Origin of the sequence: Xaviernesmea rhizosphaerae (assembly GCF_001938945.1) — a bacterium.
In the GTDB taxonomy this organism is placed as follows: domain Bacteria; phylum Pseudomonadota; class Alphaproteobacteria; order Rhizobiales; family Rhizobiaceae; genus Xaviernesmea; species Xaviernesmea rhizosphaerae.
Window position 1 is genome coordinate 41,441 of the sequence record NZ_MKIO01000047.1, and the last position, 23,338, is coordinate 64,778.

Consider the following 23,338-nt stretch of genomic DNA (forward strand, 5'->3'; position numbering starts at 1 on the left):
GGCAAGGCGGACGGACGGCGCGCAGCGGAGAAGAGCTGTCATGAGCGATATCGCCATCGAGCTCAAGGGCATCGACAAGCGTTTCGGGCTGGTTCACGCCAACAAGGCGATCGATCTCAAGGTCCGCAAGGGCACCATCCACGGCATCATCGGCGAGAACGGGGCCGGAAAATCGACCTTGATGTCGATTCTCTACGGCTTTTACCAGGCCGATTCCGGCGAGATCCTGATCGACGGGCAGCCTGTGACGATCAAGGATCCCAATGCCGCGATCGCCGCCGGCATCGGCATGGTGCACCAGCACTTCATGCTGGTCGACAATTTCACCGTTCTGGAAAACGTCATGCTCGGGGCGGAGGACAGCCAGATCCTCAACGCCTCCATCGCCAAGGCGCGGGTCGAGCTCAAGCGGCTGGAGCGGGAATATGCGCTGGAGGTCAATCCGGATGCGCTGATCGAGGAACTGCCGGTCGGGCTGCAGCAGCGCGTGGAAATTCTCAAAGCGCTCTACCGCAAGGCCGACATCCTGATCCTGGACGAGCCGACCGGCGTGCTGACGCCGCCGGAGGCCGACCATCTCTTCCGCATTCTCGCCCAGCTCAAGGCCCAGGGCAAAACCATCATCCTCATCACCCACAAGCTGCGCGAGATCATGGCGATCACCGACGAGGTCTCCGTCATGCGCCGCGGCGAGATGGTGGCGACGCGGCAGACGAAGGCGACCTCGGTGGAGGAGCTGGCCGAGCTGATGGTCGGCCGCCGCGTGCTCCTGCGCGTGGACAAGGGGCCGGCCTCGCCCGGCGCCGTCAAGCTCAAGGTCGAGAACCTCACCGTGCGCGACGGCCGTGGCGTCACTATGGTCGACAATGTGTCCTTCGAGCTGAAAGCCGGTGAGATCGTCGGCATTGCCGGCGTTGCCGGCAACGGCCAGTCCGAGCTTCTGGAGGCGATCTCCGGCATCCGCCGCGCGGCCGGCGGCCGGGTGATGCTGAACGGCACGGCGGTGGACGTGACCGGCAAGGCGGACCCGGCGGATCTTCGCCAGCGCGGCCTCGCCCATGTGCCCGAGGATCGCCACCACGTCGGCCTCGTGCTGAAGTTCGAGGAGGCGGAGAATGCCATTCTCGGCTATCACCGCGAGCCGCGCTATGGCCGGGGACCCTTTCTCGACATTCCCGCCATCCGCCGCGAGGCGGAGGAAAAGATCGGCCGCTATGACATCCGCCCGCCCAATCCAAGGCTGAAGACCGCCAATTTCTCTGGCGGCAACCAGCAGAAGATCGTGCTCGCGCGCGAGATGGAGCGCGGACCCGATGTTCTGATCATCGGCCAGCCCACGCGCGGCGTCGATGTCGGCGCGATCGAATTCATTCACAAGCGGATCATCGAGATGCGCGACCAGGGCGTGGCCGTGCTGCTCGTCTCTGTCGAGCTCGACGAGATCCGCGCGCTGTCCGACCGCATTCTCGTGATGTTCGCCGGCCGCGTCGTCGGCGAGCGGGGCGCGGATGCGGCGGAAGGCGAACTCGGCCTCTTGATGGCCGGCATCGACGGAAAGATGGAGGCCGCTCAATGAGCACCCCTTATGCCAAGCTGCCCGGCTGGGTGGACTATGGACTGATCCCGCTCATCAACCTTCTGGTCGCCTTTCTGGTCGCGGGTCTCGTGGTGTTGCTGGTCGGCGAAAACCCGCTGAATGCCGCCTATTACATGGTGACCGGCGCCTTCGGGCGCGGCGAATATCTGGGCTTCACCCTCTATTACGCCACCACCTTCATCTTCACCGGCCTGTCGGTGGCCGTCGCCTTCCATGCCGGCCTGTTCAACATCGGCAGCGAAGGCCAGGCCTATATTGGCGGCATCGGCGTGGCGCTGGCCTGTCTCTGGCTGGACCGGATCCTGCCCTGGTATTTCGTGCTGCCGATTGCGGCGCTGGGGGCGGCCTTTTTCGGCGCGCTCTGGGCCTTCCTGCCCGGCTGGCTGCAGGCCAAGCGCGGCAGCCACATCGTCATCACCACCATCATGTTCAACTTCATCGCCGCCAGTCTTATGGTCTATCTCCTGACCAAGGTGCTGAAGCCGATGGGGTCGATGTCGCCGCAGACGCGCACCTTCGAGGCCGGCGGCCGCCTGCCGAAGCTCGACTGGCTGATGTCGTTGTTCGGGCTGAACATCGGCAATGCCCCGTTCAACATCTCCTTCCTGCTGGCGCTGCTTGCCGCCTTCGCCTGCTGGGTGCTGATCTGGCGCACCCGCTTCGGCTTCGAGATGCGCACCATGGGCCACAGCCCGTCGGCCGCGCGCTATGCCGGCATCAGCGAAACCCGCATCACCATCGTCGTCATGATGATCTCGGGCGCGCTGGCAGGCCTGATGGCGCTGAACCCGATCATGGGCGAGCAGGCGCGCATGCAGCTCGATTTCGTCCAGGGCGCCGGCTTCGTCGGCATCGCCGTGGCGCTGATGGGCCGCTCCCATCCGGCCGGCATCATCCCGGCGGCCATTCTCTTCGGCATGCTCTATCAGGGCGGCGCTGAAATCGCCTTTGAAATGCCGGCGATCTCGCGTGACATGATCGTGATCATCCAAGGCCTGGTGATCTTGTTTGCCGGCGCGCTGGAAAACATGTTCCGCCCCGCCATCGGCCGCCTCTTCGCCGGGCTCGCGTCGCGCGCGCCGGCAGCCAGCCAAGCCAAGGGAGCCTGATGGCCATGGATTTCTACGTCTCCCTCATCGCCATCCTGGAATCGACCATCCGCCTGTCGGTGCCGCTCTTGTTTGCAGCCCTTGCCGGTCTGTTTACCGAGCGCGCCGGCGTGTTCGACATCGGCCTGGAAGGCAAGATGCTCGGCTCGGCCTTCGCCGCCGGCGCGGTGGCCGCCGTCACCGGCTCGGTCTGGCTCGGGCTTGTCGCCGGCATCCTCGTGTCCGTCGCCCTGTCGCTGGTCCATGGCTATGCGTCCATCACCCAGCGCGGCAGCCAGATCGTCTCCGGCGTCGCCATCAATTTCGTCGTGGCCGGCGCCACGGTCATCCTGGGCGAGGCCTGGTTCCGTCAGGGCGGGCGCACGCCGGCGCTCTCGGGCGGGGCACGCTTCCAGACGATCGACCTGCCCTTTGTCGAGGCGCTGCGCGATGTGCCGGTCATCGGACCAATCTATGCGCAGCTCCTGTCGGGTCACTTCCTGCTGACCTATCTCGCCTTCGCCATGGTGCCCTTGAGCTGGTGGGTGCTCTACCGCACGCGCTTCGGCCTGCGCCTGCGCGCGGTGGGGGAAAATCCCGGTGCTGTGGACACGGCCGGCATTTCCGTCGTCTGGATGCGCTACCGCGCTGTCATCTGCTGCGGCATCCTCACCGGCTTTGCCGGCGCCTATCTCTCGCTTGCCATGACTGCCGGCTTCGTCAAGGGCATGACCGCCGGCAAGGGCTATATCGCGCTCGCCGCGCTGATCTTCGCCAAGTGGCGGCCGGTCAACGTCATGTTCGCCTGCCTGCTCTTCGGCTTTCTCGATGCGCTGTCGATCCGGCTGCAGGGCAATCCGCTGCCGCTGATCGGCCAGGTACCGGTGCAATTCATGCAGGCACTGCCCTATCTTCTGACCGTCATCCTGCTGGCCGGCTTCATCGGCAAGGCGATCCCGCCCAAGGCCGGCGGCGTGCCCTATGTGAAGGAACGTTGAGACCATGGAAGACCATCTGTTTTCCGCCGCCCGCGCGGCCATGGCTAAGGCGCATGCGCCCTATTCCAAGTTCCCGGTGGGTGCGGCGATCCTGGCCGAAGACGGGGCGACCTATGCCGGCGCCAACATCGAAAACCTGTCCTTTCCTGAAGGGTGGTGCGCCGAGACCACGGCGATCAGCCATATGGTCATGGGCGGGGGCAAACGCATCAAGGCCGTGGCCGTGGTCGCCGAGAAGCTGGCGCTGTGCCCGCCCTGCGGCGGCTGCCGCCAGCGGCTGGCCGAGTTTTCCGGGCCCGACACGCTGGTCTTCCTCTGCGACGAGGCAGGCGTGCAGAAGCGCATGCGCATGGACGAGCTTCTGCCGCATGCCTTCGCCACGGACACGATCGGATGAGCGCGGCCATCGATCACCTGCGCCCGCATGTGGCGCCGCTGAAGCCGAAGACCGGGATCGTGCTCGGCTCCGGCCTCGGCCGCTTCGTCGAGGCGCTGGAGGTCGTGCACCGGATCTCCTATGCCGATCTGCCGGGCTTTCCGGTCAGCCGCGTCTCGGGCCATGCCGGCGAGCTGGTGGTGGCGCGCGCGGGCGGAGCGCCCGTCATCGTGCTGTCCGGCCGCGTGCATTTCTATGAGAGCGGCGATGCCAATGCGATGCGCGCGCCGATCGAGACCCTCGCCGCGCTCGGCATCGAGAACCTGATCCTCACCAATTCCGCCGGCTCCGTGCGCGAGGATCTGACGCCCGGCTCGGTGCTGCGCACGGCTGACCACATCGCCTTTTCCGGGCGCAGTCCGCTCATCGGCGTCGAAGGGGATGGCCGCTTCGTCGGCATGACCAATGCCTATGATCCCGGGCTCGCCGCGCGCATGGAGGCCGCTGCCGAAAGCCTCGGCCTCACTCTACCGAGCGGCGTCTATATGTGGTTTTCAGGCCCGAACTTTGAAACGCCCGCCGAAATCCGCATGGCCCGCATTCTCGGCGCCGATGCCGTGGGCATGTCCACCGTGCCCGAGGTTATCCTGGCGCGCTATTTCGGCCTGAAGGTCCTGGCCGCTTCCGTCATCACCAATTACGGGGCCGGCATGACCGGGGCGGAACTCAGCCACGACGAAACCAAGGAAATGGCGCCCAAGGGCGGCGAGACGCTCGGCCGCATCCTCCTGGCCATGCTGGCCTCCGGCGATCTCTGATCATTGCCTGCCGGCGCGCGGATCACGGCCCGGCCGGAGCGACAGAGCCGTCTCCGTGACCCGCTCCGGAAAAAGTCTCGACCGGCGGTTTCGCGGCGGAGCATCTGCTTTATGCTGCGGCGGCGAATCGCCGGGCCGCGCTTTCGGGCAGGCCGGCTCTGCCCGATGAAGAAATGGACCCTGAACATGCTGGATGCCAACAACCGCCAGATCGCCGCGCTCTCGCTCTCGCTTCTCGACCTCACCGACCTTGGCGAGACCACGACGCCGGAGGCGATCGATGCGCTCTGCGACAAGGCCGTGACGCCCTATGGCACAGTTGCCGCCATCTGCATCTGGCCGCGCTTCGTCGCCCAGGCCCGGGCCAAGCTCGGGCCGCAGCACCCCGTGCGCATCGCCACCGTGGTGAATTTTCCCTCGGGCGACCTGCCGGTGGATGCGGTGGTGGCCGAAACGCTGCAGGCCGTGGCCGATGGTGCCGACGAGATCGATCTCGTCATTCCCTATCGCGCGCTGATCGCAGGCGATGAGCAGGCGGTGACCGATATGATCGCCGCGGTGCGCGCGGCCGCGCCGCATCCGGTAACGCTCAAGACCATTCTGGAAACCGGTGAGCTGAAGGACAAGGCGCTGATCCGCCGTGCCAGCGATCTGGCGATTGCCGCGGGCGCTGATTTCATCAAGACCTCCACCGGCAAGGTCGCGGTCAATGCGACGCTGGAAGCGGCGGACCTGATGCTGAACGCCATTCGCCAACAGGGCGGCAAGGTCGGCTTCAAGCCGGCCGGCGGCGTGCGCACGGTGGCCGATGCCCAGCTCTATCTGAAGCTCGCCGCCACCATTCTCGACCCGGACTGGCCGATGCCCTCCACCTTCCGCTTCGGCGCCTCCGGCCTGCTCGGCGATATCCTCGCCGTGCTCGACGGGCGCGAGTCCGCCGTGCCGAATGCAGCTTATTGAGGCTCACACGATGCGCGCGCTCCCGCAGGAGATCATCCGCCGCAAGCGTGACGGCGCCGTGCTGCGCGCGGAGGAGATCGCCGCCTTCGTCGAGGGCATGAGCGATGGCTCGATCGGCGAGGGACAGGTGGCGGCCTTCGCCATGGCCACCTTCTTCCGCGGCATGGCGCGCGAGGAGACCGTGGCGCTGACGCTCGCCATGCGCGACAGCGGCCGCGTCTTGTCCTGGGATCCGATCGACCGGCCGGTGGCTGACAAGCATTCGACCGGCGGCATCGGCGACAATGTCTCGCTGATGCTGGCGCCGATCGCCGCGGCCTGCGGGCTGGCCGTGCCCATGATCTCGGGCCGGGGCCTCGGCCATACCGGCGGCACGCTCGACAAGCTGGAAAGTATTCCCGGCTATGATATTGCGCCGGAACCTGCCCGCCTGACCGCTCTGGTGCGCGATGTCGGCTGCGCCATCGTCGGCCAGACAGCGGATCTGGCGCCGGCCGACCGGCGGCTCTATGCCATCCGCGATGTCACGGCGACGGTGGATTCCCTGCCGCTGATCACTGCCTCGATCCTGTCGAAGAAGCTTGCGGCCGGGCTGCAATCCCTCGTCATGGACGTCAAGACCGGCAGCGGCGCCTTCATGCGCACGCAAGGCGAGGCGGAGGAACTGGCCTGGGCGCTGGTCGAGGTCGCCAATGGCGCGGGCGTGAAGACCACCGCGCTGATCACCGACATGAACGAACCCTTGGCCGATGCTGCCGGCAATGCGCTGGAGGTGGCCCATGCGCTGGCCTTCCTGCGGGGCGAAAAGGCCGGCAGCCGGATCGAGACGCTGGTGCTGGCGCTGGCGGCCGAGATGCTGATGTCATCGGGACTGGCTGCCGACGCGGCTGAGGGTGCGGAGAAGGCCGCCCGCGCGCTGGCCTCCGGCGCTGCCCTGGAGCGCTTCGCCGCCATGGTTCACGGGCTGGGCGGACCCGCCGATTTCATCGAGAAGGCCTCCGCCTATCTGCCGGCAGCGCCGGTGGTGCGCCCGATCACAGCGCCTGCCTCCGGCTGGCTTGCGGCTTGCGAAGCGCGCGGCATCGGCATGGCCGTCATCCGGCTCGGCGGCGGGCGTCTTTCGCCTGCGGACGCCATCGATCCTGCCGTCGGCTTCTCCGCTATCCCGCCGCTCGGCACGAAGGTCGAGGCCGGCGATTCGCTCGCCTTCGTCCATGCGGCGAGCGATGCGGCGGCCGAGCGCGCCATGGCCGAATTCCAGGCCTGCTACCAGATCGCAGAGGCGGAGCCAGCGCCGCGAAACATGATCTTGTCGCGGATCACGGGGTAAGGCGCCGATGCCTATCGACAACCAAAAGGGCCGGCGCGTCCTTCCGTGACGCGTCGGCATCGTTTGGCTGCTATTACTTCGTGCCGTACATCCGGTCGCCGGCGTCGCCGAGGCCGGGGACGATATAGCCCTTGTCGTTCAGGTGGCTGTCGATCGAGGCGGTGTAGATTGGCACGTCGGGATGGGCGGCCTGGAAGTTGCGCACGCCTTCAGGTGCGGCCAGCAGGCAAAGGAAGCGCAGGTTGCGCGCCCCGCGTTCCTTCAGCTTTTCGACGGCAGCAATCGAGGAATTGCCGGTTGCCAGCATCGGGTCGACCACGATGGTCAGCCGTTCGGCCAGGCTTTCCGGCGCCTTGAAATAGTATTCCACGGCTTCGAGCGTGTCGTGATCGCGATAGACGCCGATATGGCAGACGCGGGCGGAGGGCACCAGTTCCAGCATGCCTTCCAGAAGGCCGTTGCCAGCGCGCAGGATCGAGGCGAAGACCAGCTTCTTGCCTTCGAGAACCGGCGCTTCGATGGTTGTCATCGGCGTTTCGATGGTCTCTTGCTTCAGCTCCAGATCACGCGTCACCTCATAGCAGAGCAGGGTGGAGATCTCGCGCAGGAGCCGGCGGAAGCTCGCTGTCGAGGTGTCCTTCTTGCGCATGATGGTCAGCTTGTGCTGGACAAGGGGATGATTGATGACGGTGACGCCGTCCATGGCGGGACCTTCCTCTGCAACGGGATCCAATGTGGGCAGGCAGACGCGCCGCAGGACGGCTTCGCCTGAAACGGCATCGAAAGGAGGCCTCGCTCCAGGGCGCTGCGCTCCTCGCGGTGCGAAAGTTCAAGGGAAGCGGCCTCTGTCTCCGTCACCATGGGCAGGTCTGTCCCCATGCGCGCGCCCCATGCGCGCGTTTGGCACCATGACATGGGGTCCCTTCGCCCGGGCGCGGACGGCGGGTCTCCTGGACGACGGCGGCGGGCCGGCTTTCTCTTGAGCTCGAAGCCCGTTGTCACAGAAAGCAGGCAGCCGGGCAAGACCATGTGCCGGCTTTCCCGCGCCTTCCCGCAGAGTTCGCAATATCGCCCGCAATTTCGGCCCCGACTTTGCCCTTTAATGGCGCAGGACGGTTTGAAAACGGGGCACATGCAAAAGGGGGCAGGTCCATGGACCTCCCCCCTTTAGCAAAAACACTGCTATCTGTGGCGTCAGTCGAGAACGCGCACGACCGTGTAGTTCTGCGGGTTGACGATCACGCGGCGCTCATTGACCACAGTGTAGGCGTAGCGCTCGTCTTCCGGCACCGGCGTCAGCACGACGGTCTTCGGAATGGGCTTGCCGACGGCCACCGGCTGTTCGACGACGACGGACTGGGCCACCGGCTGTTCCTGGACATAGGTGACCACGCGCTCCGGCGGCGGATCGATCGCGGCGCCGGCCACGAGGCCGACGGCACCACCGACGGCTGCGCCCACCGGGCCGCCAACAATCGCGCCAGTTACCGCGCCGCCTGCAGCACCGGTCACGGCGCTATCCTGTGCAAAAGCTGCAGTAGACGTCATGCCTGCAAGCAGGGCCGTAGCAATAAGAATGCGGGTCTTCATGGTCTCTCTCCTCTTTCACTTTCGACTTTCGGACGCCACAACGCGGCTCGTCTTGACTTCGTTCCTTCGTCGGCGTTTTATTCTTTTGTTGAGCGATAATCGTTCTGGTTGAGTAGACGATTAACGTTTCGTTAAAATGCCGCATTTAAAGTCCAGGGAGCCGGCATGCTGCCGACGGCGCTCGCGCGCTAAAAGGCCGGCAGACCTCATGATGTGGATGGCGCAGGGCCGCTGAAGCTCCGCCGGAAATCCCGCTTGAATTTTGACGACGATCTTGCTGACCCGTCCGGGCCCCAGCCGCCTGGCGGGATCGCCATGATCTCAAGGAGACAGACCGCCTCTTCATGGCTTCCAAGCGTCCCGACAAGCAGAAGATCGAACCGTCCTTCGCGCAGGATCGCGCACAGGATGACAGCCGCCTCGACATGGTGGCGGGCGAACGCTTGAGCGCTGGCGGAAAGACGGGTGCGGCCAAGGGACCAAGCGGAGCAAAGAGTGCTGCGCCGCGCGCCGCGCCTGCCGGCAAGCAGCAAAAGCCGCAAAAGCCGTCACGTCGCCGCGCAGCACAGCGCGGTGGCTTCGCCCCGCTCGCCTGGCTGCGGGCGCTGGTCTACTGGACCGTGGTGGCCGGCATCTGGGGCGGCATCGCCGTGGTGGCGCTGGTGGTCTATTTCGGCCTGCGCATGCCCAGCGCCAACAGCTGGGCCATTCCCGAGCGCCCGGCCAATGTCAAGATTCTCGATCTGGCGGGCGATGTCGTGGCCAACAGGGGCACGACGGGCGGCGAGGCGCTGGCGCTGCAGGACATGTCGCCCTTCATTCCCCAGGCGGTGATGGCGATCGAGGACAAGCGCTTCTACAGCCATTTCGGCGTCGATCCGCTCGGCCTTGCCCGCGCCTTCGTGACAAATCTCACCTCCGGCCGCATGGTGCAGGGCGGCTCGACGCTGACCCAGCAGCTTGCCAAGAACCTGTTTCTTTCGCCGGAACGCACGCTGGAGCGCAAGGTGCAGGAGGTGCTGCTGGCGCTGTGGCTGGAGCAGACCTACACCAAGGACCAGATCCTCACCCTTTATCTGAACCGCATGTTCTTCGGCTCCAATGCCTATGGGGTGGAGGCAGCGTCCTGGCGCTATTTCAACAAGTCGGCGCGCGACGTGAATCTGGGCGAGGCGGCGACGCTGGCCGGCCTGCTGAAGGCGCCCTCGCGCCTGTCGCCAGCGCGTGATCCCGATGCGGCGGAGGCGCGGGCCCAGGTGGTACTCGGCACCATGCGCGAGCAGGGGCTGATCACCGACGAGGAGGTCAAGACCGCCATGTCGCAGCCGCCGGCCAAGGCGCGCAGCTTCTGGTCTGGGGCGCAATATTATGCGGCCGATCTCGTGATGGATGAGCTGACCAAGCTCATTGGGCCGATCAAGGAAGATGTCGTCGTCGAGACGACGCTGGATTCGACGCTGGAAAAGGCGGCCGACAAGGCGCTGAACGACGTGCTGAAGAAGGAGGGCGGCAAGCTCGGCGCCTCCCAGGCCGCGCTCGTCTCGGTCGATGGTACCGGCGCCATCCGCGCCATCGTCGGCGGGCGCGATTATGCCGAGAGCCAGTTCGACCGCGCGGTCAAGGCCAAGCGCCAGCCGGGCTCAGCCTTCAAGCCCTTCGTCTACGCCACGGCCATGGAGGCCGGCAGCACGCCTGTTTCGACCATCGTTGACGGCCCGGTGCGCATCGGCAAATGGACACCGGAAAATTACGATCAGAAATATCGCGGGCCGGTGACGCTTGCCTATGCGCTGGCCAATTCGCTGAACACGGTGGCGGCGCAGCTGGTCATGCAGGTCGGCCCCTCCAACGTCATTCAGCTCGCCCATCGCCTTGGCATCGAATCCGAGCTGCAGAACAATGCCTCGATCGCGCTGGGCACCTCCGAGGTCAGCCTGCTCGAACTGACCTCGGCCTACGCGCCCTTCATGAATGGCGGCTTCAAGGCCACGCCGCACATCATCCGCCGGGTGACCTCGACCGATGGCAAGGTGCTCTACGAGAACAGCTATGACAGCCCGCCGCGCGTTCTCGATCCGGCCGTGGTCGCGGAAATGAACCAGATGATGCTCGGCGTTGTCCAGCACGGAAGCGGCAAGAATGCGCAGATCAAGGGCTGGCAGGTGGCCGGCAAGACCGGCACCACCCAGTCCTTCCGCGATGCCCTGTTCGTCGGCTTCACCGCCGATCTCACCACCGGGGTCTGGTTCGGCAACGATGACGGCAAGTCGATGAAGAAGGTGACCGGGGCCGGCCTTCCGGCCAAGGCCTGGGCCGAATTCATGACGGTGGCCCATCGCGGCCTCACGCCGCGCCCGCTCTTTGGTACGGATGCCGTCACGCCCATGCTCGATCCCGGCGCGGGTCAGCCGGTCGCAGCCGTTCCGGACGGGGCTGTGTCGCCGGGCGGGCCGGTTTCGGGCGAGACGGTCTCGGGCATTCCCGGCGCCGATGGCATGCCCGATCCGCAGGCCGGCAGTGCCGGGAGCGGCGCGCCGCGCGGCGATGGCTGGGGCGGCTTCGACCCCTCCGGCCCGGTTCCTCCTGCCGATGTCGGCGGAGCTCCGCCGCCTGCGCCGCGGCGCAACACGCTTCTCGACTTCCTCACGGGCGGATGAGTTTGGCTGGCGGATGCAGCACCTCTTCGCCCGCGCCGGGAGGAAGGGGTGTCGGATGCGGCGACGCCCGGCACGGCGCGAAAGCCTCGCGCAAGCGTCGTCGGCGCAGATCGTGGACCCCTCTGCTGCGCGTTGCGCATCATCAGGGGCGTGCTGGAAAAATCCGCGTTCTTTTGCCCTCAACCGGATCTTTCGCCGCCTTGCAGTGGGAAAAACACGTCCTTATATACCCCCCATCGCCACGCCGGATGGCTGTGGCATCTGCAATCCCAAGACCCCCCGAGGGGCTGTCTTATGAACGCCTGACCGGGTTCCGACAGCCCGCTGCAAGGAGATGACGATATGGCTAAAGTAATTGGTATCGACCTGGGAACGACGAACTCCTGCGTCGCCGTCATGGACGGCAAGGACGCCAAGGTGATCGAGAATGCCGAGGGCGCGCGCACCACGCCGTCCATGGTGGCCTTCACCGAGGATGGCGAGCGTCTGGTCGGCCAGCCGGCAAAGCGCCAGGCTGTGACCAACCCCGAAAACACTCTCTTCGCCGTCAAGCGCCTGATCGGCCGGCGCCATGACGACCCGACCGTGACGAAGGACAAGGGCCTGGTGCCCTACAAGATCGTCAAGGGCGACAATGGCGATGCCTGGGTGGAAGCCGGCGGCAAGGCCCAGTCTCCCTCGCAGATCTCCGCGATGATCCTTCAGAAGATGAAGGAAACCGCCGAAGCCTATCTCGGCGAAAAGGTCACCCAGGCGGTCATCACCGTTCCGGCCTACTTCAACGACGCCCAGCGCCAGGCCACCAAGGATGCCGGCCGCATCGCCGGCCTCGAAGTGCTGCGCATCATCAACGAGCCGACGGCGGCAGCGCTCGCTTACGGTCTCGACAAGAAGGACGGCAAGACCATCGCGGTCTACGACCTTGGCGGCGGCACCTTCGATATCTCGGTGCTCGAAATCGGCGATGGCGTCTTTGAAGTGAAGTCGACCAATGGCGACACCTTCCTCGGTGGTGAAGACTTCGACATGCGCCTGGTCGAATATCTCGCCAACGAGTTCAAGAAGGACCAGGGTATCGACCTGAAGAACGACAAGCTGGCCCTGCAGCGTCTGAAGGAAGCCGCTGAAAAGGCCAAGATCGAGCTGTCGTCCTCGCAGCAGACCGAAATCAACCTGCCCTTCATCACGGCGGATGCCTCTGGTCCGAAGCACCTGACGATGAAGCTGTCGCGCGCCAAGTTCGAAAGCCTGGTGGACGATCTGGTCCAGCGCACGATCGCGCCCTGCAAGGCCGCGCTGAAGGATGCCGGCGTCTCGGCCTCCGAGATCGACGAAGTGGTTCTGGTCGGCGGCATGAGCCGCATGCCGAAGGTGCAGGAAGTCGTCAAGCAGCTGTTCGGCAAGGAGCCGCACAAGGGCGTCAACCCGGATGAAGTCGTCGCACTCGGCGCCGCCATCCAGGCCGGCGTTCTCCAGGGCGACGTCAAGGACGTTCTGCTGCTCGACGTGACCCCGCTCTCGCTCGGCATCGAAACGCTCGGCGGCGTCTTCACCCGCCTGATCGAGCGCAACACGACGATCCCGACGAAGAAGAGCCAGGTCTTCTCGACCGCCGAAGACAACCAGAACGCCGTGACCATCCGCGTCAGCCAGGGCGAGCGCGAAATGGCTGCCGACAACAAGCTGCTCGGCCAGTTCGATCTGGTCGGCATCCCGCCGGCACCGCGTGGCATTCCGCAGATCGAAGTCACCTTCGATATCGACGCCAACGGCATCGTGCAGGTCTCGGCCAAGGACAAGGGCACCGGCAAGGAGCACCAGATCCGCATCCAGGCCTCCGGCGGCCTGTCCGACGCCGACATCGAGAAGATGGTCAAGGACGCCGAAGCCAATGCCGAGGCCGACAAGAAGCGCCGCGATACCGTGGAAGCCAAGAACCAGGCCGAAAGCCTGATTCACTCCTCGGAAAAGTCGCTGAAGGACTATGGCGACAAGGTCACCGAAGCCGACCGCAACGCCATTTCCGACGCGATCGCTGCGTTGAAGAGTGCGGTCGAGGCATCCGAGCCGGACGGCGAGGACATCAAGGCCAAGACGCAGACGCTGATGGAAGCTTCCATGAAGCTCGGTCAGGCCATGTACGAGGCCAACCAGAGCGATGCCGCCCATGCGGATGCGGCCCGTGATGCGGCCCGCGACGGCGACCATGTCGTGGATGCCGACTATGAAGAGATCAAGGACGACGACCGCAAGAAGTCGGCCTGATTGTGATCGCCTGAGCTTCAGGACGGGAAGGGGTGCGGGCGACCGCACCCCTTTTTCGTTCGGAGATGCTGTCGAGGGCGGCTGATTCCCGGCCTCAAGACAGGCCGCGGTCGCGCGCCGACCGTCATCGGCCATGCCGGCGAAAGCTTTGCCGGGTAGTGTTTGCGCCGCGGGCCGGGCAGATGCGCCTTTTTCGACAAAAATGCACGCGCCGGGCCTGAAGCTATGGCATCGCAGCAGAAGCTTCACTAAATCCTGTTGCGAGAAAAATTTTCGTGAGGCAGGGAACCGCCGCCGGCCTGCCGCACCACATCAACGGGACTTGCTCAACGGATGAAACGGGATCTTTACGAAACGCTCGGCGTCGCCAAGACGGCCGACGAAAAAGAACTGAAGAGCGCCTTCCGCAAGCTCGCCATGAAATATCACCCGGACCGCAATCCGGGCGATCCGGAAGCGGAAAAGACCTTCAAGGAAATCAACGAGGCCTATGAGACGCTCAAGGACCCGCAGAAGCGCGCGGCCTATGATCGCTATGGCCATGCGGCCTTCGAGCAGGGCGGCATGGGGCCGGGCGGTTTCGGTGGCGCCGGCGCCGGCATGGGCGCAGGCGGCTTCTCCGATATCTTCGAGGATATCTTCGGCGAGATGATGGGCGGCGGCCGCCAGCGCCAGCGCTCAGCCGGCGGACGCGAGCGTGGCGCGGATCTGCGCTACAACATGGAAATCTCGCTGGAGGAAGCCTTCACCGGCAAGACGGCGCAGATCCGGGTTCCGACCTCGATCACCTGCGATGTCTGTTCCGGCTCGGGCGCCAAGCCCGGCACCAGCCCGAAGACCTGCGGCACCTGCCAGGGTTCCGGCCGCGTGCGCGCCGCACAAGGCTTCTTCTCGATCGAACGCACCTGCCCGACCTGCCAGGGCCGCGGCCAGGTGATCCCCGATCCCTGCACCAAGTGCCATGGCTCCGGCCGTGTCACGGAAGAGCGTTCGCTCTCGGTCAACATTCCCTCGGGCATCGAGGACGGCACCCGCATCCGCCTGTCGGGCGAGGGCGAGGCCGGTGTGCGCGGCGGTCCGGCGGGCGATCTCTATATCTTCCTGTCGGTCAAGCCGCATGAGTTCTTCCAGCGCGACGGCGCGGATCTCTATTGCACCGTGCCGATCTCCATGACCACGGCGGCGCTGGGCGGCACGTTCGACGTGCAGACGCTCGACGGCAGCAAGTCGCGCGTTTCCGTGCCCGAGGGCACGCAGGCCGGCAAGCAGTTCCGCCTGAAGGGCAAGGGCATGCCGGTGCTGCGGTCCTCGCAGGTCGGCGATCTCTACATCCAGATCCAGATCGAGACGCCGCAGAAGCTGACCAAGCGCCAGCGCGAGCTGCTGAAAGAGTTCGAGGAGATTTCCTCCAAGGACAACAATCCGGAATCGACGGGCTTCTTCACCCGGATGAAGGAATTCTTCGAGGGCTGATCTCAAGGGCGTAAACGTCAGGTGCGGCGCGCGATCGGGCGCGCCGCACCGATGCGCATCCCGCCGGTCGAAAAGAGCGCGCCGCGCCGCGCGGGACGTGGAAGGCACATGCCGCAGAAGGTCTATATCGAGCGCCTGGCGCTCACCGACTTTCGCAATTACCACACGCTGTCGCTCGCGCTCGACGAGCGCCATGTGGTGCTGACCGGCGACAATGGCGCCGGCAAGACCAATCTGCTCGAAGCCGTTTCCTTCCTTTCGCCCGGCCGTGGCCTGCGCCGCGCGCCCTATGGCGAGGTGGCGCGCAAGGAATCTCCCGATGGCTTCTCGGTCTTCGCCGCTCTTTCCGGCATGGCGGGCGAGGCGGAAATCGGCACGGGCACGCTGGGCGTCGAGGAGGGGCAATCCCGCCGGCTGCGCGTCAATGGTACACCGGCGCGCACGGTGGACGAGCTGCTCGACCATAGCCGCATTCTCTGGCTGACGCCGGCGATGGACGGGCTCTTCACCGGCAGCGCCAGCGACCGCCGCCGCTTTCTCGATCGCCTCGTCCTCTCGCTCGATGCCGAGCATGGCCGGCGCGCCAGCGATTATGAGCGGGCCATGCGCTCGCGCAACAAGCTGCTTTCCGATCCCCGGCCCGATCCGCAATGGCTCTCCGCGCTGGAGCGGCAGATGGCCGAGCTCGGCATCGCCATGGCGATCGCCCGGCGCGAGATGATCGCGCTGCTCGAAGGGCTGATCGTAAGGGGCATGGACGAGGGCGGCGCCTTTCCGGCTGCCGGCCTGGCACTGAAAGGCTTTCTCGACGGCGAGGATCACCGTCCCGCCATCGATCTCGAAGAGGAATTCGTCGATCGCCTCGAAGGCGGGCGCTGGCGCGATGCGAGCGCCGGCCGGGCGCTGGAAGGGCCGCACCGCTCAGACCTCCTCATCCGCCACCGGGCCAAGGACATGGAGGCCGCCCGCTGCTCCACCGGCGAGCAGAAGGCGCTGCTGGTCGGCCTGATCCTCGCCCATGCCCGGCTGGTTACGGATATGACCGGCCATGCGCCGCTGCTGCTGCTCGACGAAATCGCCGCCCATCTCGACGAGCGCCGCCGCGCCGCTCTGTTCGATCTGGTCGACGGGCTCGGCGGCCAGGCCTTCATGACCGGCACGGATGCGGCTATGTTTTCCGCGCTCGGCGCACGCGCCCGCTTCTTCCATGTCGCCAACGGACAGGTGAGCCCATGACCTCTCCCATCGCTTCCGCTGCCGATGACCGTCGGCTGGGTTCCGAGGAAATCGAGCGCTATCGCCGCCATCTGCTTCTGGCCGAAATCGGCGGGGCAGGGCAGCAACGGCTGAAGGCGGCGCGGGTGCTGGTGATCGGCGCCGGCGGCCTCGGCGCGCCGGTGCTGCTCTATCTGGCTGCCGCGGGCATCGGCACGCTCGGGGTCGCGGATGACGACCGTGTCTCGCTTTCCAACCTCCAGCGCCAGGTGATCCACGCCACCCCCGATCTCGACCGCCCCAAGGTCGAGAGCGCGGCCGATCGCGTCGGCGCGATCAATCCGCATGTCGCCTTTATCGCCCACGCCGAGCGGCTGACGGCGGACAATGCCGAGCGGCTGATCGGCGCCTATGATCTCGTGATCGACGGCTCCGACAATTTCACCACCCGCTATCTGGTGGCCGATGTCGCCGAGCGGCTGGAAAAGCCGCTGGTGACGGGCGCAGTCGGCCGTTTCGACGGCTCGCTGACGGTGCTGACCCCCTATGCCACAGCGGCGGACGGCACGCGGATGCCGCGCTACCGCGATCTCTTCCCCGAGCCGCCGCCGGAGGGGGTGGTGCCCGCCTGCGCCGAGGCCGGCGTCATGGGCGCGCTGACGGGCGTGATCGGCACATTGCAGGCCATGGAGGCGATCAAACTGCTGACCGGCGCCGGCGAGCCGCTGATCGGCCGCCTGCTGATGTATGACGGCCTGGCCGCCCGTTTCGAGACCATCCGCTATCGCCGCCGGCGGAGCGCCCCGTGATAATGGATGGGGTCGGGGGTGGGATCGACCTTGTCCGCATCGATTCCGGGTTCACTCGCCACGACGCACTGCTTGCGCTGATCCGTGCCGCCTTCGCCTCCATGGATGGCGTGATCGATCCGCCCTCTTCCGCCCATCGGCTGACGGTGGAGAACCTGGCCCAGAAGGTGCGCGACGAGATCGGGCTGGTGGCGCTTGATCGAGGGGCCGGCGATGCCCTGATCGGCTGCGCCTTCCTCCGCCCCGAGCCCGACGCGCTCTATATCGGCAAGCTGGCGATTGCGCCCGAGGTGCAGGGGCGCGGCATCGGCCGGGCGCTGCTCCTGCGGGCGGAGGCGATCGCCCGCGAGACCGGGCTGCGGCGGCTGAGGCTGGAAACCCGCATCGAGCTTGTCCGCAACCACCAGACCTTCGCGGCCTGGGGCTTCGTCCGCACGGCGGAAAACGCCCATCCCGGCTATGACAGGGTCACCTCCGTGGAGATGAGCAAGGTACTGGACTGATGCGGTTTCCGGTTGATCAGACCGGAAGCCGTATGAGAAGCGCGCTCTGCGCGGGCCGGCGTCGGAGCGCCTATTCGCTCGCCTCGTTCAGTGCCCGGCAATCCTCGTCGTCGAGCGTGATCTGCGCCGAGCGGATCAGGCTGTCGAGCTGTTCCTGGCTGGTGGCGCTGGCGATCGGCGCGGTCACGCCGCGCCGGGCCATCACCCAGGCGATCGCCACCTCCGCCGGCTTGGCGCCATGCTTGTCCGCCACGGCATCCAGCGCGCCGAGAATGCGCATGCCGCGCCCGTTCAGATAGCGGTCGATGCTGGTGCCGCGCGGCGACTGGCCGAGATCCTTGTGCGAGCGGTATTTGCCCGAGAGGAAGCCGCGGGCGAGCGCGAAATAACTGATGACACCGATCTCCTCCTCGATGCAGAGATTGCGCAGCGCCCCCTCAAAGCTCGCGCGGTCATAGAGATTATATTCGGGCTGCAGCACGTCGTAGCGCGGCAGGCCCTTGTCGCGCGACACAGTAAGCGCTTCGCGCAATTGCGCGGCATCGAGATTGGAGGCGCCGATATGGCGCACCTTGCCTGAGGTCAGGAGCGCATCATAGGCCGACAGCGTCTCCTCGTAGGGTGTCTCGGCATCCGGCCAGTGGGAGAGGTAAAGATCGATATGGTCGGTCTTGAGCCGGGTGAGCGAGGCCTCCACCGCCTCGAGGATCCAGCGGCGCGAAAGCCCCTTGCGGCCCTCGCCGAGATCCGAGCCGACCTTGGTGACGATCACCACCGCGTCGCGCGGACGGCCGGACTGTTTGAGCCAGCGGCCGATGACGGCTTCCGATTCGCCGCCCTGGTTGCCGGGCGCCCAGGAAGAATAGACATCGGCCGTGTCGATGGCGTTGAAGCCGGCGTCGACGAAGCCGTCGAGCAGGCGGAACGAGGTCGCCTCGTCGGCGGTCCAGCCGAAGACATTGCCGCCGAAGACCAGCGGCGCGATCGAAAGGCCGGTGCGGCCGAGCCTGCGCTTTTCCATCCGTGAACCTCACTTGCTCTGTCAGTGGGAAAGCATGGGTCTTAAATCGATTAGCGGCAAGCCTTGCCGCAATGAAAAATTTACGACAATGGACCCTGCGTTCGGGCGCGGCCCCTTCGCGGGGCCAGAAATGCCGACGGGAAAAGCGCGCCCTCGCGCGCGCTTTGGCTTGCCTTGGCACCGCCTGCCATGCCCAATGCGCCGCGTCATGAAGGAGGACAGGACATGCTGCGTTTCGGAATTCTCTCGACGGCCAAGATCGGCCGCGACCAGGTCATCCCCGCCATTCAGGATGCCGAGGGCTGCGTGGTCACCGCCATTGCCAGCCGCGATCTGTCGCGCGCCCGGGCGGTTGCCGACCGCTTCTCCGTGCCCCATGCCTTCGGCTCCTATGAAGAGCTGCTGGCCAGTTCCGAGATCGACGCCGTCTACATTCCGCTGCCGACATCGGACCATGCCGAATGGGCAATCAAGGCGGCCGATGCCGGCAAGCATGTGCTCTGCGAAAAGCCGATCGCGCTGAAGGCCGAGGAGATTGACCCGATCATCGCCGCGCGCGACCGCAATGGCGTGGTGGTCAGCGAAGCCTATATGGTCACCTACAGCCCCGTCTGGACCCAGGTGAAAAGCCTGATCGCCGAGGGCGCCATCGGCCGGCTGCGCCATGTCCAGGGCGCCTTCAGCTATTTCAACCGCGACCCCGAGAACATGCGCAACAAGCCGGAGCTCGGCGGCGGCGGCCTGCCCGATATCGGCGTCTATCCGACCATCACCACCCGCTTCGTCACCGGGTGCGAGCCTGTGCGCGTCCAGGCGACAACCGAGCGCGATCCTGCCTTCGGCACGGACATCTATTCGAGCGTGCGTGCCGATTTTGGCGATTTCGAACTGTCCTTCTATATTTCCACCCAGATGGCGGCGCGCCAGGTCATGGTGTTCCACGGGGTGGATGGCGTCATCGAGGTCAAGTCGCCCTTCAACGCCAACCGCTATGGCGCGGAGGAGCTGGAGCTTTCCAGCCAGAACCATGCCCAGTCACAGATCTTCCGCTTCCCCGATTCGCGCCAGTACAAGCTGCAGGCGGAAGCCTTCGTGAAGGCCGTGGCCGGTGCGCGCGATGCGGTCGTGTCCTTGGAAAGCTCGCGCGCCAATCAGGCGCTGATCGACGCCATCTACCGCGCGAGCGAGAAGGACGGCTGGGAAGCCGTCTGAGCCCTTCGGAATGGCCGCGACGGCGCGCGCCTGCGCCTTCGCGGCCCGCAAGCTTCAGAGCAGGCCGACAAGGCCGCCGGCCGTGGTGCCGGTGGCCAGCACGAGATCGGCGCGCAGCGGCAGGATCGAGCCGGCCGGCACATTGGCGAGCGTCACCGTCTGTCCCTCGCTGAGCCGCAGCGCCAGCGTGCCGGAAACTCCGACATAAACCGCGCGGGTGATCTCCGGCAGCGCCGCGCTGTCGCTCGGCGTAATCGCGAAGCCGCGCGTGGCCGGGCCGGTCATGGAGGGGGCATGGGCATTGAAGCGGTCGGGCATGAAGCTCTCCTTCGGGTGAATCCTGGTTTTTCGCAACGGAGCTTCGGACTGAAACGCTCAGGCAGTCCGAAGCGTCAGCTCTGTGGCCGCTCATCTTCCCCGCATCGATCCGGGCGGGGAGGTTCCTTCCGGCCAGACGCCCGTCCCTTAAGCGGCTTTGCGGCAAATACCGGTCTTTTGCCTGTCTCCTGCGTTCTCAGGCCCATGGCCGGCGGAAAAGCGGTGGGTGACGGCGCCCGCACTTTGCCATATGCGTCGTAAGCCCCTATTGTCGCAGCTTTCCCGCGCGCATGCCCTTCGGTGCCTGGCGCGGGCGCGGGCGGCAAGAGGGCCGCCGACAGGAGCTGCATGCCGATGGGTCTGCTTTTCGACAGCGACGCACCGTCCAACCTCACGGAATTCTCGGTCTCGGAACTTTCCGGCGCGATCAAGCGCACGGTGGAGCAGGCCTTCGATCAGGTGCGCGTGCGCGGCGAGATCTCCGGCTATCGCGGGCCGCATTCCTCCGGGCATGCCTATTTCACCCTGAAGGACGACAAGGCGCGCATCGATGCCGTCGTCTGGAAGGGGACGATGAGCCGGCTCCGCTTCAAACCGGAGGAGGGGATGGACGTGATCGCCGTCGGGCGGATCACCACCTTCCCCGGCTCGTCCAAATATCAGATCGTGATCGAGACGTTGGAGCCGGCCGGCGCCGGCGCGCTGATGGCGCTTCTGGAGGAACGGCGGCGCAAGCTCGCGGCCGAAGGCCTGTTCGACCCGGAGCGCAAGCGGCCGCTGCCCTTCCTGCCGCGCATCATCGGCGTCGTCACCTCGCCGACCGGCGCCGTCATCCGCGATATTCTCCACCGCATCAACGATCGCTTTCCGCTGCATGTGCTGGTCTGGCCGGTGCGCGTTCAGGGCGAGGGGTCGGGAGAAGAAGTGGCGCGCGCCATTGCCGGCTTCAACGCGCTGACATCAGATGGCCCCATGCCCCGGCCGGATGTGCTGATCGTCGCGCGCGGCGGCGGCTCGCTGGAGGATCTCTGGGGCTTCAACGACGAGGCCGTGGTGCGCGCGGCCGCCGCCTCGCGCATTCCGCTCATCTCGGCCGTCGGGCACGAGACCGACTGGACGCTGATCGACCATGCCGCCGACCGGCGTGCGCCAACGCCGACGGGTGCGGCGGAAATGGCGGTCCCGGTCCGGGCGGAGCTGGAAAGCCTCGTCTCGGGTCTCGGCGCCCGGCTGCAAGCCGCCATGCGCCGGCAGATGGACAATCGCCGCCAGGCTGCCCGCGCGCTCGCCCGCGCGCTGCCCTCGCTCGACCAGCTGCTGGCCTTGCCGCGCCGCCGCTTCGATGAGGCCGCCGCCGGGCTTGGCCGGGCGCTGCAGATGAACACGGCGGCCAAGCGGCGCAGCTTCGAGCGCGTCGGCGCCCATCTGCGCCCGGAGCTGGTCTCCGTCCGCCTTCGCGACCGCCGCCGGCATGTCTCCGAGCGAATGGCGCTGGCCGAACGCCTGGTCGAGCGCATCGGCGAGCGTGCCGGTCGCAGGCTTTCGGCGGCAGACGTCGCCCTGCGTGGCTTCCCCGCGCGCGCGACAGGCCAGATCCGCCATGCGCGGGAGCGGGTGGTGACGCTCTCGGCTAAGGGCGAGCGCGCGGTCGAAGCCGATCTGCGCCGCCTGCGCGGCCTGATCCAGGCGCAGGACCGCATGTTGCAGTCGCTCTCCTATGTCAACGTGCTCGGCCGCGGCTATGTGCTGGTGCGCGACGAGGCCGGCGCGCCGCTGAAGACGGCGGCGGAAACCGGGCCCGGCCGGGCCGTGACCTTGCAATTTGCCGATGGCAGCCTCGCCGCTTTGACCGAGGAGGACGCTTTGATCCCGCCCGACCTTCAACCTGCCGCCCCGCCTTCTGCTGACGCCGCCCCACCGGCGAAGCCCGCCCGCAGCCGCAAGCGCAAGGCGGAGGAGGAGACCCCGCAGGGGAGCCTGTTCTGAGCGGATCACCCCTGACCGATCACCCCTGAACGGATCACCGGAGACAGCGGCATGAAGGCTCTTATCGTTCTTGCCCATCCCTTGCCGGAAAGCTTCGCGGCGTCGGTGGCGAGGGCTGCCGAGGCGGCGCTGACCCGCGCCGGCCATCAGGTCTCCTGCCTCGATCTCTATGCCGAGAATTTCGATCCGCGCCTGACGGTCGAGGAACGACGCACCCATGCCACGGCGACGGGTGCCTCGCCCGACTGCCAGGCGATGGCGGCGCAGCTGGCCGAAGCCGAGATCCTCGTGCTGGTCTTTCCGCAATGGTGGTTCGATTTTCCGGCGATCCTCAAGGGCTATTTCGACCGGGTGCTGGCGCCGGGCGTCGCCTTTGAAACGATCGAGGGCGGACCGATCCGCCCGAAGCTGAAAGGGCTGCGCCATCTCGTGGCGCTGAGTTCGACGGGATCGCCCTGGTGGATGGCGCGGCTGGTGATGGGTGAGCCGGTCCGACGTCTGCTCAAGCGCGGGATTCTGAGCGGTTGCGCGCCGCAGGCCCGCTTTCGCATGCTGACGCTCCATGGCATCGAGGCATCAACATTGAAGCGCCGGCAGGCGCATCTTGCCCGCGTGGACAGGCTGCTGGCCAATCTTCGCTAGGCGCCGTCGGGAGGAATGGGCAGTTTTCGCACGGGTTGAGTGCGCATTAACCTCTTTCGCAAAGCAATCGGTAACCTGTCTCAATCTAGTCTTAACGACCTTCCTCCTTCTTGCGAAAAGCTGATGCCGGTCGATCTCTCCGCAACACAGGCGCTCACGCTGTGGCACGACGTGTCGCTGGAGCAGGTGCATGTCGATCCCCATGACCTGACGCTCCGGCAGATGGCCATTCTCCTGCACATCTATCTCAAGCCGCCGCCGCACACGGTGCGCGGCCTTGCCGCCACGCTCGGCGTCAGCAAGCCTGTGATCACCCGCGCGCTCGATACCATGGGGGCGCTCGGGCTGGTGACGCGCGCGCGCGATGAGCGCGACCTGCGCAACGTCGTGATCAAGCGCACGGTCGCCGGCGCGCTTTACCTTGAAAAATTCGGCGACCTCATCATAGATCGCGGGCGGACCCTTCCCCCGATGTGAGAT

The 23,338-nt window shown here is 66.2% G+C and carries 21 protein-coding genes; 17 read left to right on the plus strand and 4 right to left on the minus strand.

What is annotated here, in order from left to right; translation table 11 throughout:
* The first annotated feature begins 40 nt into the window (after positions 1–40).
* The 7 genes from BJF92_RS23420 to deoA all read left to right on the plus strand — a co-directional run bounded on the left by BJF92_RS23420 (position 41) and on the right by deoA (position 7,167).
* Positions 41–1,576, plus strand: a complete 1,536-nt coding sequence (locus BJF92_RS23420; RefSeq protein WP_075637177.1) for an ABC transporter ATP-binding protein — start codon at positions 41–43, stop codon at positions 1,574–1,576.
* On the plus strand, positions 1,573–2,706 hold the full coding sequence (locus tag BJF92_RS23425; protein WP_075637178.1) for an ABC transporter permease: 1,134 nt from the start codon (positions 1,573–1,575) through the stop codon (positions 2,704–2,706). Before BJF92_RS23420 ends, BJF92_RS23425 begins: the two co-directional genes overlap by 4 nt.
* Positions 2,707–2,711: 5 nt before the next feature.
* Positions 2,712–3,683, plus strand: a complete 972-nt coding sequence (locus tag BJF92_RS23430) for an ABC transporter permease (RefSeq protein WP_075637274.1) — start codon at positions 2,712–2,714, stop codon at positions 3,681–3,683.
* A gap of 4 nt (positions 3,684–3,687) precedes the next feature.
* Positions 3,688–4,080, plus strand: coding sequence for a cytidine deaminase (locus BJF92_RS23435; protein ID WP_075637179.1), 393 nt, complete (start codon positions 3,688–3,690; stop codon positions 4,078–4,080).
* A complete protein-coding gene (locus BJF92_RS23440) occupies positions 4,077–4,877 on the plus strand; it encodes a purine-nucleoside phosphorylase (protein ID WP_075637180.1) in 801 nt (266 codons plus the stop codon). Before BJF92_RS23435 ends, BJF92_RS23440 begins: the two co-directional genes overlap by 4 nt.
* Positions 4,878–5,063: 186 nt before the next feature.
* On the plus strand, positions 5,064–5,837 hold the full coding sequence (gene deoC / locus BJF92_RS23445) for a deoxyribose-phosphate aldolase (RefSeq protein WP_075637275.1): 774 nt from the start codon (positions 5,064–5,066) through the stop codon (positions 5,835–5,837).
* Positions 5,838–5,847: 10 nt separating this feature from the next.
* The gene (gene deoA / locus BJF92_RS23450) at positions 5,848–7,167 is read left to right on the plus strand and encodes a thymidine phosphorylase (RefSeq protein WP_075637181.1); all 1,320 of its coding nucleotides are present in this window, start codon (positions 5,848–5,850) and stop codon (positions 7,165–7,167) included.
* 73 nt (positions 7,168–7,240) lie between these two features.
* Here deoA and upp read toward each other — a convergent pair whose 3' ends face one another.
* Together upp and BJF92_RS23460 are read right to left on the minus strand one after the other, a co-directional pair.
* Positions 7,241–7,870 (minus strand): uracil phosphoribosyltransferase, encoded by a 630-nt coding sequence (gene upp, locus BJF92_RS23455; protein WP_075637182.1) that lies wholly within the window; start codon positions 7,868–7,870, stop codon positions 7,241–7,243.
* Positions 7,871–8,361: 491 nt separating this feature from the next.
* Positions 8,362–8,757, minus strand: coding sequence for a DUF1236 domain-containing protein (locus tag BJF92_RS23460; protein WP_075637183.1), 396 nt, complete (start codon positions 8,755–8,757; stop codon positions 8,362–8,364).
* A gap of 344 nt (positions 8,758–9,101) precedes the next feature.
* On the opposite strand from BJF92_RS23460, the gene BJF92_RS23465 reads away from it, so the two are divergent.
* The 6 genes from BJF92_RS23465 (at position 9,102) to BJF92_RS23490 (ending at position 17,679) form a co-directional block, all read left to right on the plus strand.
* A complete protein-coding gene (locus BJF92_RS23465) occupies positions 9,102–11,414 on the plus strand; it encodes a transglycosylase domain-containing protein (protein WP_075637184.1) in 2,313 nt (770 codons plus the stop codon).
* A 342-nt stretch (positions 11,415–11,756) separates the two neighbouring features.
* Positions 11,757–13,679, plus strand: coding sequence for a molecular chaperone DnaK (dnaK, locus tag BJF92_RS23470; RefSeq protein ID WP_075637185.1), 1,923 nt, complete (start codon positions 11,757–11,759; stop codon positions 13,677–13,679).
* A gap of 333 nt (positions 13,680–14,012) precedes the next feature.
* On the plus strand, positions 14,013–15,152 hold the full coding sequence (gene dnaJ, locus BJF92_RS23475; RefSeq protein WP_075637186.1) for a molecular chaperone DnaJ: 1,140 nt from the start codon (positions 14,013–14,015) through the stop codon (positions 15,150–15,152).
* A 108-nt stretch (positions 15,153–15,260) separates the two neighbouring features.
* Complete coding sequence (recF, locus tag BJF92_RS23480) at positions 15,261–16,388, plus strand: DNA replication/repair protein RecF (protein ID WP_075637187.1); 1,128 nt, start codon at positions 15,261–15,263, stop codon at positions 16,386–16,388.
* The gene (gene moeB / locus BJF92_RS23485; protein WP_075637188.1) at positions 16,385–17,176 is read left to right on the plus strand and encodes a molybdopterin-synthase adenylyltransferase MoeB; all 792 of its coding nucleotides are present in this window, start codon (positions 16,385–16,387) and stop codon (positions 17,174–17,176) included. Before recF ends, moeB begins: the two co-directional genes overlap by 4 nt.
* Before the next feature lie 2 nt (positions 17,177–17,178).
* Positions 17,179–17,679, plus strand: a complete 501-nt coding sequence (locus BJF92_RS23490) for a GNAT family N-acetyltransferase (protein ID WP_075637189.1) — start codon at positions 17,179–17,181, stop codon at positions 17,677–17,679.
* Positions 17,680–17,749: 70 nt separating this feature from the next.
* On the opposite strand, the gene BJF92_RS23495 is transcribed toward BJF92_RS23490, so the two are convergent.
* The gene (locus BJF92_RS23495) at positions 17,750–18,700 is read right to left on the minus strand and encodes an aldo/keto reductase (protein WP_075637190.1); all 951 of its coding nucleotides are present in this window, start codon (positions 18,698–18,700) and stop codon (positions 17,750–17,752) included.
* 225 nt (positions 18,701–18,925) lie between these two features.
* On the opposite strand from BJF92_RS23495, the gene BJF92_RS23500 reads away from it, so the two are divergent.
* Positions 18,926–19,912: a Gfo/Idh/MocA family protein gene (locus BJF92_RS23500; RefSeq protein WP_075637191.1), complete on the plus strand. Its 987-nt coding sequence runs from the start codon at positions 18,926–18,928 to the stop codon at positions 19,910–19,912.
* Positions 19,913–19,966: 54 nt separating this feature from the next.
* Here BJF92_RS23500 and BJF92_RS23505 read toward each other — a convergent pair whose 3' ends face one another.
* A complete protein-coding gene (locus BJF92_RS23505) occupies positions 19,967–20,230 on the minus strand; it encodes a spike base protein, RCAP_Rcc01079 family (protein WP_075637192.1) in 264 nt (87 codons plus the stop codon).
* 354 nt (positions 20,231–20,584) lie between these two features.
* On the opposite strand from BJF92_RS23505, the gene xseA reads away from it, so the two are divergent.
* The 3 genes from xseA (at position 20,585) to BJF92_RS23520 (ending at position 23,335) form a co-directional block, all read left to right on the plus strand.
* A complete protein-coding gene (xseA, locus tag BJF92_RS23510) occupies positions 20,585–22,216 on the plus strand; it encodes an exodeoxyribonuclease VII large subunit (RefSeq protein WP_075637193.1) in 1,632 nt (543 codons plus the stop codon).
* Positions 22,217–22,267: 51 nt separating this feature from the next.
* Positions 22,268–22,858: an NAD(P)H-dependent oxidoreductase gene (locus tag BJF92_RS23515; protein WP_075637194.1), complete on the plus strand. Its 591-nt coding sequence runs from the start codon at positions 22,268–22,270 to the stop codon at positions 22,856–22,858.
* A 123-nt stretch (positions 22,859–22,981) separates the two neighbouring features.
* Positions 22,982–23,335, plus strand: coding sequence for a MarR family winged helix-turn-helix transcriptional regulator (locus BJF92_RS23520; RefSeq protein WP_075637195.1), 354 nt, complete (start codon positions 22,982–22,984; stop codon positions 23,333–23,335).
* Positions 23,336–23,338: the final 3 nt, after the last annotated feature.